The following is a 12254-nucleotide window of genomic DNA, read 5'->3' on the forward strand; positions in this document are numbered from 1 at the left end:
GGTGAAGAAAGCGGGAATTGTACATGATGGGGCATCGCTATCCCCAGAAATAAAAAAGGCCGGATTCACCGGCCTTTTGAGATTAACGTGCGATTACTTTTCCTGAAGACCGAGTTTTTTCTCCAGATAGTGGATGTTGGTTCCACCGTGCTGGAAGTGCTCGTCATTCATGATGCGGGTCTGCAGATCGATATTGGTTTTGATACCATCGATAATCAGTTCCTGCAGGGCATTTTTCATACGGGCAATCGCCACGTCGCGGTTTTCACCGTAGCAGATGAGTTTGCCGATCATGGAATCATAGTACGGCGGCACCGTGTAGCCCGCGTAGATATGAGATTCCCAGCGAACGCCAAAGCCGCCAGGCGCATGGAAGCGCGTGATTTTGCCTGGGCTTGGCAGGAAGGTGTTCGGATCTTCGGCATTGATACGGCATTCTACCGCATGGCCTCGAACGACAACTTCGTCCTGTGTGATCGACAGCGGCTGACCCGCCGCGATGCGCAACTGCTCTTTGATCAAATCGACGCCGGTAATCATTTCAGTCACCGGGTGTTCAACCTGAATACGGGTGTTCATTTCGATGAAATAGAACTCGCCGTTTTCGAACAGGAATTCGAACGTCCCTGCGCCGCGATAGCCGATGTCTACGCACGCTTTCGCGCAGCGTTCGCCGATATAGCGACGCAGTTCCGGCGTAATGCCTGGCGCCGGGGCTTCTTCAACCACTTTCTGGTGGCGACGCTGCATGGAACAGTCGCGTTCCGCCAGATAGATAGCGTTGCCCTGGCCGTCCGCCAGCACCTGAATTTCGATGTGGCGTGGATTTTCCAGGTATTTTTCCATGTATACCATGTCGTTGCTGAAAGCTGCTTTCGCTTCCGCTTTGGTCATGGAGATGGACTGCGCCAGTTCAGCATCGCTACGAACTACGCGCATACCGCGGCCGCCGCCGCCGCCGGACGCTTTGATGATCACCGGATAGCCAATACGTTTGGCATGAGCGCGGTTCGCATTCATATCGTCGCCCAGCGGGCCGTCAGATCCTGGTACGGTCGGCACGCCCGCTTTTTTCATCGCGGTAATCGCGGACACTTTATCGCCCATCAGGCGGATGGTGTCCGCTTTCGGGCCGATAAAGATAAAGCCGGAGCGTTCAACCTGCTCGGCAAAATTGGCGTTCTCAGAAAGGAAGCCGTAACCCGGGTGGATTGCCACCGCGCCGGTGATTTCAGCGGCGCTAATGATAGCCGGGATGTTCAGATAACTTTTTACGGACGGTGCCGGACCAATACAGACCGTCTCATCCGCCAGCAATACGTGTTTTAAATCGCGATCCGCGCTTGAGTGCACAGCGACGGTCTTGATGCCGAGTTCTTTACAGGCTCGAAGAATACGTAGTGCGATCTCGCCGCGGTTGGCGATGACAATTTTATCCAACATGTTCGCCTCGTTACTCGATGACGACCAGTGGCTCGTCAAATTCTACCGGTTGACCACTTTCGACCAGAATCGCTTTCACAGTACCTGCTTTGTCAGCTTCGATCTGGTTCATCATTTTCATGGCTTCAACGATGCACAGGGTATCGCCCACGTTCACTTTCTGGCCCACTTCGATGAACGCTTTCGCGTCCGGGCTTGGGGTGCGGTAGAAAGTACCAACCATTGGGGAGCGTACGATGTGACCACTGATTTCCGCTGCGGCAGGCGCTTCCATTGCTGGAGTAGCCGCTGGCGCGACAGCGTTAGACAGAGCGGGTTGCTGCATCATCGGCGCCGCATAAGCCTGCTGCATCACCGGAAAACCGGCGTTTGCCGTTGTGCGGCTGATGCGAACAGATTCTTCGCCTTCAGAAATTTCCAGTTCGGAGATACCTGATTCTTCAACCAGCTCGATCAGTTTTTTAATCTTACGAATATCCATGAGTGGGTTCCGTACTCTTTGTTTAGTGTGATTGTGACAGGCGTTTTAGCGCCGTCTGTAAAGCATGTGAATGACTGCCGCGGGTAAAATACCGCGCATCTTTGATTTGCCTGTTATGCCGTAGCACCCGAAGGTGAAATTCATGATTTGCCAGTCATTGTGTGGCTATCTTCTGCCATTTTCGGGCAAAAAACAAAATATACCTTCATTGCTCGATTGTCACCCTTTCTGCGAACGAAAATCGCCGTTGGGCAATGTAAAGTCGCACATTATAACTATTTCGTCGCAATTGGCAGCTAAATACTGGTCTTATCAGGGAAGATAATCAACCCGAAACATAAAAAGGACATTACCTGTTTTGCGTTTTGCAATCGACCGCACAGTTCACCGAACTAGCGCCACCACTGGCGAAACTTCCGGTAACGCAACGCTAAAAGGGCTAACGCTAATGCCGCGTAGATGACCGGTTGCGGTGATAAAATCTTTACCGACCACAGGTAATGTATGGGAGCCAGGATCGCGACAAGATAGACGACGTTATGCAGTGTTTGCCAGCGTTTACCCAATTTACGCTGCGCAAATTGCGTTGAGGTCAACGTCAGCGCTAGTAACACCAGCCAGCTAATGATCCCAAGCGTCAAATAAGGGCGTGAAATCAACTCGCTTCCTAACAGCGCCAGGTTATGTATCCCCAGTTCCAGCAAGGCATAGCTGGTTAAATGCAGCGTAGCCCAAACGAAACACCATAATCCTAACAGGCGGCGTGTGCGTATCAATAATGGCTGTTTAGCGTAGCGCGCCAGCGGTGAAACCAGCAAGGTGGCGAGCAAAAATTTGAGCGCGGTTCTGCCGGTAAAGTGTTGGATATCCTTTACCGGGTCTGCGCTGAGTCCACCGTGATTTATCGCCCAAAAGAGCCACAGAAGCGGCAAAAAACCGGCAAGATGCAGACAAACTTTTAGCCAGGTTATCTGTTTTACTGTCAGACGCACTTAAAAATTCTCCCGCAAATTGAGACCGCGATACAGCGAAGCGACTTCATTGGCGTAGCCGTTAAACAGCAGCGTCGGCTGCCTTTGCACATCAAGGATACCGCCTGAACCAATAAAGCGTTCGGTAGCCTGAGACCAGCGTGGATGATCCACATGCGGGTTCACATTGGCGTAAAAACCATATTCGTTGGGAGCCGACAAATTCCAGGTGGTTGGCGGACGTTCGCGGGTGAGTTTAATGCTGACAATAGATTTAATACCTTTAAAACCATACTTCCATGGAACGATGAGTCGAATAGGCGCACCGTTTTGCGGGGGTAACGCCTTACCATAGACGCCAACGGTCATCAGAGTCAGCGGATGCATGGCTTCGTCCAGACGTAGCCCTTCGACATAAGGGTATTTCAGTCCGCCGCCAATAAAACGATCTTTCTGTCCTGGCATATCATCCGGCGCGTATAGCGTTTCGAATGCCACATATTTAGCGTGGCTGGTGGGCTGTGCCTGCGCGAGTAGCTTATATAAAGGGAAACCAATCCACGGCACGACCATGGACCACGCTTCGACGCAGCGCATTCGATAGATACGCTCTTCTAATGGGAAACGATGTGTTAAATCGTCATAATCCAGCGTAAATGGCTTCGCGACTTCCCCGCTGATTTTCAACGTCCACGGTTCGGTTTTCAGACTTCCGGCATTGGCCGCCGGGTCGGCTTTATCAAGGCCAAACTCATAGAAATTGTTGTAGCCCGTCACCTTATCTTCCGGCGTTAACGCTAAATCGCTTCGCCAGGCGGCAGGCTGACTAAACTCAAGCGGTTTACCGGCAGGCGCTTTCGGACGATCGTTGCCTTTAAACCAACTGAAGAGATCGGCCTGCGCCGTTGAGGGTAAGGATAAGGCGGCCGCGCTGATGCCTAATGCTTTTAGCACCTGTCGGCGCTGCATAAAAAAAGCCGATTCCGCAGTCACATCGGCTTCTGTTAATAGACGTATCTTTTTCATCACAGACTCCCGGTCTACCCACCACAACATGGCGTGTAGTGAATATGACAGGGAGTGTGTCAATGTGTAAAAATAAATAGTTAATTAAGTGTAAATTTTTTTATACGTGACGTTATTTTATCTTCACCAGCGTACGGCCCTGAACCTGATTATTGATGATGGCATCGGCGAACTTCGGCGCATCCGCCAGCGTAATCTCTGTGGCGGCCTGAGCATAGAACGATTCCGGCAGATCCTTAACCAAACGCGCCCAGGCTTCTGCGCGACGTGCCGGTGGGGTCATCACCGAGTCCACCCCTTGCAAACGCACATTACGCAGAATGAATGGCATAACGGTGGTCGGCAGCGCGAAGCCGCCCGCCAGGCCGCAGGCGGCCACGCAACCGCCATAGTTCATCTGTGCCAGGACTTTCGCCAGCACTTTATCGCCAACGGTATCAATTGCACCGGCCCATAGCTGTTTTTCCAACGGGCGAGATTCAGCAAACTCATCGCGGCTGAGAATACGGTTAGCTCCCAGGCTCTTAAGATAGCCGTGGGTGCTTTCACGTCCTGATACTGCTGCAACCTGATAGCCCAGCTTATGCAGTAATGCAACGGCAGTGCTGCCCACGCCGCCGCTGGCGCCGGTGACGACAACCTCACCGTCTTGCGGGCGAATACCTGCATCTTCAAGCGCCATGACGCACAGCATGGCGGTAAAACCGGCGGTGCCGATGATCATGGCGTTACGGCTGCTCAGTCCCGCAGGCAGCGCGACCAGCCAGTCGCCTTTAACGCGTGCGCGTTCGGCCAGGCCGCCCCAGTGGTTTTCGCCCACGCCCCAGCCAGTCAGTAGTACTTCCTGGCCTGCATGAAAGCGAGGATCTTCGCTTGCGTGAACGGTGCCGGCGAAATCAATACCAGGAATCATCGGAAAATGACGGATAATTTTCCCTTTTCCGGTGATAGCCAGAGCATCTTTATAATTCAGGCTGGACCAGTGGACATCCACCGTCACATCACCTGCCGGCAGTTGACTCTCTTCGAGATGTTGCACGGATGCGAGGGTTTTACCGTCCTGCTGTTCTAAGATCAACGCCTGCATAACCTGTCCTCACTTTACATGGTAGATTGGAAAAATAGCTACGAAGACTATACTCGCTAATTAAAACGTGATGCCGATGCAACGCAATAAATTGCCAGATAGATCCATTTTGGTAGTATGCCTGCTTCATTGCGCGCCGTGGCGAATTCCGCCTTCAGATTCGCTTTTTCATACTGTTTATAACCGTCGGAGTTAACTCAAGGATGCGATTAACGACGAAATTCTCAGCTTTTATCACGCTGCTCACGGGGTTAACGATCTTCGTGACTCTGATAGGTTGCTCGCTAAGCTTTTATAACGCCGTACAGTATAAGTATGTCAGCCGTGTGCAGGCGACGGCGACAGCCATTGATACGCACCTGGTGACCCATGATATTGTCTCGCTGACGCCGCAAATCGACGAGCTCATGATCGCTTCCGATATTGTGTGTGTCGATCTGTTGCAGGGGGAGCGCAGCGTCTACAGCCATTCTCGCGCCAGAGGTTATCGGCCAGCCGGCACCAGCGACATGTATCGCGAGCTGGTCGTACCGCTGATAAAACATCCAGGAATGTCGCTACGTCTGGTTTATCAGGACCCGATGGGTAATTATTTTCACTCACTGATCACCACGGCACCGCTGACGCTGGCGATCGGTTTTATCGTTCTGATTTTGTTTTTATCGGTGCGCTGGCTGCAGCGGCAGCTTTCCGGGCAGGAGCTTCTGGAAATTCGCTCAACGCGTATTCTGAACGGCGAACGCGGGGCGAATGTCCGCGGTTCTGTTTACGAATGGCCAGCGCGCACCAGTAGCGCGCTTGATGTATTGCTTTCCGAAATTCAGTTTGCTCACGAACAGCGTAGTCGCCTGGACACCCTCATTCGCTCCTACGCCGCGCAGGACACCAAAACCGGACTCGGTAACCGTCTGTTCTTTGATAACCAGCTGGCGACGCTGCTGGAAGATCAGGAAAAAGTGGGAGTGCATGGCGTGGTGATGATGATCCGCTTGCCAGACTTCAATCTTCTGCGCGACAGCCTGGGAGGCAATCAGGCGGAAGAGCAGATGTTTATGCTTATCAATCTGCTATCGACATTTATTATGCGTTACCCAGGCTCGCTGCTGGCGCGTTATCACCGCAGCGACTTTGCCGTGCTGCTACCGCATCGAACGCTGAAAGAAGCGGAAAGTATTGCCGGACAGCTTTTAAAAGCTGTCGATGCGCTACCGGCTAACAAAATGCTCGATCGTGACGATATGGTACATATCGGCATTTGCGCCTGGCGCAGCGGACAGTCCACCGAGCAGGTGATGGAACATGCTGAAGCCGCGGCGCGGAATGCCGCCCTGCAGGGGGGAAATAGCTGGGCTATCTACGACGACACTCTGCCGGAAAAAGGGCGCGGCAATGTGCGCTGGCGCACATTGATTGAGCAGATGCTGAACCGGGGCGGACCGCGACTTTATCAAAAACCGGCGGTCACGCGAGAAGGTCGCGTACATCATCGGGAATTGATGTGTCGCATCTATGACGGTAAAGAAGAGGTGAGCTCGGCGGAGTATATGCCGATGGTGTTGCAATTTGGTTTATCGGAAGAGTATGACAGATTACAAATTAGCCGCCTGATTACGTTGCTGGGCTACTGGCCGGATGAAAATCTGGCAATGCAGTTGACGGTTGAGTCGCTGATTCGTCCGCGTTTTCAGCGCTGGTTGCGCGATACGTTAATGCAGTGTGAAAAATCACAGCGAAATCGCATAATTATTGAACTTGCGGAGGCAGATGTTTGTCAACACATCAGCCGGTTACAACCTATCCTTCGCTTAGTCAATGCGCTTGGCGTTCGGGTGGCGGTGACACAGGCGGGTTTGACGCTGGTTAGCACGAGCTGGATTAAAGCGCTCAATGTGGAATTACTCAAGCTGCATCCGAGTCTGGTCAGAAACATTGAGAAGCGAACGGAAAACCAGCTTCTGGTTCAAAGTCTGGTAGAGGCCTGCGCGGGCACGCCTACGCAGGTTTACGCGACGGGCGTCCGTTCGCGCGGCGAGTGGCAGACGCTGACAAAACGCGGCGTGGCTGGCGGGCAGGGTGATTTTTTTGCCTCCTCCCAACTACTTGACACAAACGTGAAAAAATATTCGCAAAGATACTCGGTTTAACCTGCCGTTTAATTTGTTTTCACGTAGAATAACGCGCGCTGCGCCTCATGGGGGTGTGCTTGTCTGCTCGCCAGATTGTTGCAGCAAATATGCAGGTGAATGACCTTTGACAGGTTGCAAACGAAGGCGAGGATTGCTGCTGATTTTTTCAGCCCTGAGGGACTCAGGCCGAGATTTGTAACAAAGGAAACGAACTGCACTAATTTTCACCGTAGCAGATGATTTTTGCGCCTTGTCGCTGCTGCGTGTGGTTGGTAAAGTAAGCGGATTTTGTTTTCCGCCCCAGCTTTCAGGATTATCCCTTAGTATGTTGAAAAAATTTCGTGGCATGTTTTCCAATGACCTGTCCATTGACCTGGGTACCGCGAATACCCTCATTTATGTAAAAGGACAAGGCATCGTATTGAATGAGCCTTCCGTTGTGGCCATTCGTCAGGATCGTGCCGGTTCGCCGAAAAGCGTGGCTGCAGTCGGTCATGATGCGAAGCAGATGCTGGGCCGTACGCCGGGCAATATCGCTGCGATCCGTCCGATGAAAGACGGCGTTATCGCTGACTTCTTTGTGACCGAAAAAATGCTCCAGCACTTTATTAAACAAGTGCACAGCAACAGCTTTATGCGCCCAAGCCCGCGCGTACTGGTATGCGTGCCGGTCGGCGCGACGCAGGTAGAACGCCGCGCAATTCGTGAATCCGCTCAGGGCGCAGGCGCCCGTGAAGTCTTTTTGATCGAAGAGCCGATGGCGGCCGCGATCGGCGCAGGTCTGCCAGTTTCTGAAGCAACCGGTTCAATGGTTGTGGATATCGGTGGTGGTACCACTGAAGTTGCCGTGATCTCCCTGAACGGCGTGGTTTACTCTTCTTCTGTCCGTATTGGTGGTGACCGCTTCGACGAAGCCATCATTAATTACGTTCGTCGTAACTACGGTTCTCTGATTGGTGAAGCCACCGCAGAACGTATTAAACACGAAATCGGTTCCGCTTATCCGGGCGACGAAGTCCGCGAGATCGAAGTGCGTGGCCGTAACCTGGCGGAAGGCGTTCCACGCGGCTTTACCCTGAACTCAAACGAGATTCTGGAAGCGTTGCAGGAACCGTTGACCGGTATCGTCAGCGCGGTAATGGTGGCGCTGGAACAGTGTCCGCCGGAGCTGGCGTCAGACATCTCCGAGCGCGGTATGGTGCTCACCGGCGGCGGCGCGCTGTTGCGTAACCTTGACCGTCTGTTAATGGAAGAGACGGGCATTCCTGTCGTGGTTGCTGAAGATCCGCTGACCTGTGTGGCGCGCGGCGGCGGCAAGGCGCTGGAAATGATCGATATGCACGGCGGCGACCTGTTCAGCGAAGAGTAGTTGGATACGGGCAGGATTATCCCTGGATTGTCCTGCCTCTCCGACGCGAGAATACGCATAGCCTATGAAGCCAATTTTTAGCCGTGGCCCGTCGCTACAGATTCGCCTTATTCTGGCGGTGCTGGTGGCGCTCGGCGTTATCATTGCCGACAGCCGCCTGGGGACGTTCAGTCAAATCCGAACGTACATGGACACTGCCGTCAGTCCTTTCTATTTTATTTCAAACGGCCCTCGTGAACTGCTCGACAGCGTGTCGCAAACGCTGGCTTCTCGCGACCAGCTTGAGCTGGAAAACCGGGCGCTGCGCCAGGAATTACTGCTAAAAAACAGCGACCTGCTGATGCTGGGGCAGTACAAACAGGAGAACGCGCGGTTGCGCGAGCTGCTGGGGTCGCCGCTGCGTCAGGACGAGCAGAAAATGGTGACGCAGGTTATTTCAACGGTTAACGATCCTTACAGCGATCAGGTCGTTATCGATAAAGGCAGCGTTAATGGCGTATATGAAGGTCAACCGGTCATTAGCGACAAAGGCGTCGTAGGGCAGGTTGTCGCCGTGGCGAAACTGACCAGCCGCGTACTGCTGATTTGCGATGCGACTCATGCGCTGCCGATTCAGGTACTGCGCAATGACATCCGCGTGATTGCCGCCGGTAACGGCTGTACTGACGATCTTCAGCTTGAACATCTGCCCGCCAATACCGATATTCGCGTCGGCGATGTGCTGGTAACGTCCGGACTTGGTGGGCGTTTCCCGGAAGGGTATCCGGTGGCGGTGGTCTCCTCCGTCAAGCTGGACACTCAGCGCGCCTATACCGTCATTCAGGCACGTCCAACCGCGGGTTTGCAGCGTTTACGCTATCTGCTGCTGTTGTGGGGAGCCGATCGTAACGGCGCCAATCCGATGACGCCGGAAGAGGTTCACCGCGTCGCCAATGAGCGCCTGATGCAGATGATGCCGCAGGTGTTGCCTTCTCCGGATGCGATGGGGCCGCCGGCGCCAGTGCCGGACCCGGCGACGGGGATTACTCAGCCATCTGCGGGCCAGACTGCGCCGGTATCAACGCAACCATCGCCTTCGGGCGCGACCACGCCGCCTGCGCGTGCGCCGGGAGGGTAATGGTGGCGAGCTATCGTAGCCAGGGGCGCTGGGTTATCTGGCTCTCGTTTCTTATTGCGCTGTTGCTGCAAATCATGCCCTGGCCGGACGACATCATTGTTTTCCGGCCAAACTGGGTTTTGCTCATCTTACTGTACTGGATTCTGGCCCTGCCGCACCGCGTAAATGTGGGGACGGGATTTGTGATGGGTGCCATACTTGATCTCATCAGCGGTTCCACACTTGGCGTGCGCGCTCTGTCGATGAGTATTGTCGCCTATCTGGTCGCTCTGAAATTCCAGCTCTTCCGTAACCTGGCGCTCTGGCAGCAGGCGCTGGTGGTAATGTTGCTTTCACTGGCCGTGGACATTATTGTTTTCTGGGCCGAGTTTTTAGTGATCAACGTCTCTTTCAGACCGGAAGTGTTCTGGAGTAGTGTAGTCAATGGCGTGCTGTGGCCCTGGCTCTTTTTGCTGATGCGTAAAGTACGCCAGCAGTTTGCTGTGCAATAAAGGTCGATATGACAACTCTGTATCTTGCTTCCGGTTCCCCGCGTCGCCAGGAATTATTGACTCAACTTGGATTTTCATTCGAGCAGGTCGTGCCTGGTATTGAAGAGCAACGGCGTGCTCAGGAAAGCGCGCAGCAGTATGTTGTTCGGCTGGCGCGCGAAAAGGCGCAGGCTGGCGTGGCGCTGGTTCCCCGTGATCTGCCGGTGTTGGGCGCGGATACGATAGTCGTGTTAAACGGCGAGGTGCTGGAAAAGCCGCGCGACGCCGCTCATGCCGCAGAAATGCTGCGTTTGCTTTCCGGAAATACGCATCAGGTGATGACTGCTGTTGCGCTTGCGGACTCGCAGCAGACGCTGGATTGTGTGGTGGTAACGGAGGTGACTTTCCGCACGCTTTCTGCGCAGGATATTACTGGCTATGTCGCCAGCGGCGAGCCTTTAGATAAAGCAGGTGCATACGGTATTCAGGGGCAGGGTGGCTGTTTTGTCAGGAAGATAAATGGCAGCTACCACGCCGTGGTCGGCTTACCGCTGGTTGAAACGTATGAGTTGTTGAGTCATTTTAACGCACTGCGTGATAAAAGGGATAAACATGACGGCTGAATTGTTGGTAAACGTAACGCCATCGGAAACGCGCGTGGCGTACATTGATGGCGGTATTCTTCAGGAAATCCATATTGAGCGCGAAGCGCGACGCGGAATCGTAGGCAATATCTACAAAGGTCGTGTAAGTCGTGTACTTCCAGGTATGCAGGCGGCTTTTGTAGATATTGGGCTGGATAAAGCCGCATTTCTTCACGCTTCCGACATTATGCCGCATACCGAATGCGTGGCGGGCGACGAGCAAAAACAGTTTACCGTGCGCGATATCTCCGAACTGGTGCGTCAGGGACAGGATCTGATGGTGCAGGTAGTGAAAGATCCGCTCGGCACGAAAGGCGCGCGTTTGACCACGGACATCACGTTGCCCTCCCGTTACCTTGTTTTTATGCCCGGCGCGTCACACGTTGGCGTTTCCCAGCGTATCGAAAGCGAAAGTGAACGCGAGCGCCTGAAAAAGGTGGTGGCGGAATACTGCGACGAACAGGGCGGGTTTATTATCCGCACCGCGGCGGAAGGCGTGTGTGAAGAGGATCTCGCGTCTGACGCCGCCTATCTCAAGCGCGTCTGGACGAAAGTCATGGAGCGCAAAAAGCGTCCGCAAACGCGCTACCAGATGTATGGCGAACTGGCGCTGGCGCAGCGCGTGCTGCGCGATTTCGCCGATGCGCAGTTGGACCGAATTCGCGTCGACTCACGTCTGACCTATGAGTCGCTGCTGGAGTTTACCGCAGAATACATCCCGGAAATGACCAGTAAGCTGGAGCATTACAGTGGCCATCAGCCGATCTTCGATCTTTATGACGTGGAAAATGAGATCCAGCGCGCGCTGGAGCGTAAGGTTGAACTCAAGTCCGGCGGTTATCTGATTATCGACCAAACCGAAGCGATGACGACGGTAGATATCAATACCGGCGCGTTTGTCGGACACCGTAATCTCGACGACACCATTTTTAATACCAATATTGAAGCGACGCAGGCCATTGCCCGCCAGCTACGCCTGCGTAATCTGGGCGGCATTATCATTATCGATTTTATCGACATGAATAATGAAGATCATCGCCGTCGGGTGCTGCATTCGCTGGAACAGGCGTTAAGTAAGGATCGCGTGAAAACCAGTATTAACGGTTTTTCGCCGCTGGGACTGGTGGAAATGACCCGTAAACGGACCCGTGAAAGCGTGGAACATGTGCTTTGTAACGAGTGTCCAACCTGTCATGGCCGCGGGACGGTAAAAACGGTGGAAACCGTCTGCTATGAGATCATGCGTGAAATTGTACGTGTTCATCACGCTTATGACTCCGATCGCTTCCTGGTTTATGCTTCTCCTGCGGTGGCGGAAGCGCTGAAAGGCGAAGAATCACACGCGCTGGCGGAAGTCGAAATCTTTGTCGGCAAACAGGTTAAAGTTCAGGTCGAACCGCTTTATAACCAGGAGCAGTTTGACGTCGTAATGATGTAAAAGACCGCGACCCGTACGAGCATTTGCAGGCCGGATAAGGCGTTCACGCCGCCGTCCGGCAAAGCAAGGTTGTGAGTCGTAT

General features: G+C 53.6%; 11 protein-coding genes. 6 read left to right on the forward strand and 5 right to left on the reverse strand.

The window, feature by feature from the left end; all coding sequences use genetic code 11:
* Positions 1 to 93: 93 nt before the first annotated feature.
* The 5 genes from accC to J4650_RS21910 form a co-directional block, all read right to left on the reverse strand.
* Positions 94 to 1443 (reverse strand): acetyl-CoA carboxylase biotin carboxylase subunit, encoded by a 1350-nt coding sequence (gene accC, locus J4650_RS21890; protein WP_000884627.1) that lies wholly within the window; start codon positions 1441 to 1443, stop codon positions 94 to 96.
* A gap of 10 nt (positions 1444 to 1453) precedes the next feature.
* Positions 1454 to 1924 carry an acetyl-CoA carboxylase biotin carboxyl carrier protein gene (gene accB, locus J4650_RS21895; RefSeq protein ID WP_000354626.1) on the reverse strand — a complete coding sequence of 157 codons (471 nt, stop codon included), beginning with the start codon at positions 1922 to 1924 and terminating at the stop codon, positions 1454 to 1456.
* A 392-nt stretch (positions 1925 to 2316) separates the two neighbouring features.
* Positions 2317 to 2916, reverse strand: a complete 600-nt coding sequence (msrQ, locus tag J4650_RS21900; protein ID WP_001241496.1) for a protein-methionine-sulfoxide reductase heme-binding subunit MsrQ — start codon at positions 2914 to 2916, stop codon at positions 2317 to 2319.
* Complete coding sequence (gene msrP / locus J4650_RS21905; protein WP_000723850.1) at positions 2917 to 3921, reverse strand: protein-methionine-sulfoxide reductase catalytic subunit MsrP; 1005 nt, start codon at positions 3919 to 3921, stop codon at positions 2917 to 2919.
* Positions 3922 to 4033: 112 nt separating this feature from the next.
* Positions 4034 to 5008: an MDR family oxidoreductase gene (locus J4650_RS21910; protein WP_001148246.1), complete on the reverse strand. Its 975-nt coding sequence runs from the start codon at positions 5006 to 5008 to the stop codon at positions 4034 to 4036.
* Between the two features lie 203 nt (positions 5009 to 5211).
* Between J4650_RS21910 and csrD the strand changes: the two genes are divergently transcribed.
* From csrD to rng, 6 genes are all read left to right on the forward strand, one after another.
* Positions 5212 to 7152, forward strand: a complete 1941-nt coding sequence (csrD, locus tag J4650_RS21915; RefSeq protein ID WP_023993977.1) for an RNase E specificity factor CsrD — start codon at positions 5212 to 5214, stop codon at positions 7150 to 7152.
* 307 nt (positions 7153 to 7459) lie between these two features.
* Entirely contained in the window at positions 7460 to 8503 is a 1044-nt protein-coding gene (gene mreB / locus J4650_RS21920; protein WP_000913396.1) for a rod shape-determining protein MreB, read from the forward strand.
* A gap of 64 nt (positions 8504 to 8567) precedes the next feature.
* Entirely contained in the window at positions 8568 to 9620 is a 1053-nt protein-coding gene (gene mreC / locus J4650_RS21925; RefSeq protein ID WP_000802538.1) for a rod shape-determining protein MreC, read from the forward strand.
* Between the two features lie 2 nt (positions 9621 to 9622).
* Positions 9623 to 10111 (forward strand): rod shape-determining protein MreD, encoded by a 489-nt coding sequence (gene mreD / locus J4650_RS21930; RefSeq protein ID WP_000179403.1) that lies wholly within the window; start codon positions 9623 to 9625, stop codon positions 10109 to 10111.
* Positions 10112 to 10119: 8 nt separating this feature from the next.
* Entirely contained in the window at positions 10120 to 10713 is a 594-nt protein-coding gene (locus J4650_RS21935; RefSeq protein ID WP_000210307.1) for a nucleoside triphosphate pyrophosphatase, read from the forward strand.
* Positions 10703 to 12172, forward strand: coding sequence for a ribonuclease G (gene rng, locus J4650_RS21940; protein WP_000123188.1), 1470 nt, complete (start codon positions 10703 to 10705; stop codon positions 12170 to 12172). Before J4650_RS21935 ends, rng begins: the two co-directional genes overlap by 11 nt.
* Positions 12173 to 12254: the final 82 nt, after the last annotated feature.

The organism is Salmonella sp. 32120201201600049SM, assembly GCF_017572835.1.
Taxonomy (GTDB): Bacteria; Pseudomonadota; Gammaproteobacteria; order Enterobacterales; family Enterobacteriaceae; genus Salmonella; species Salmonella enterica.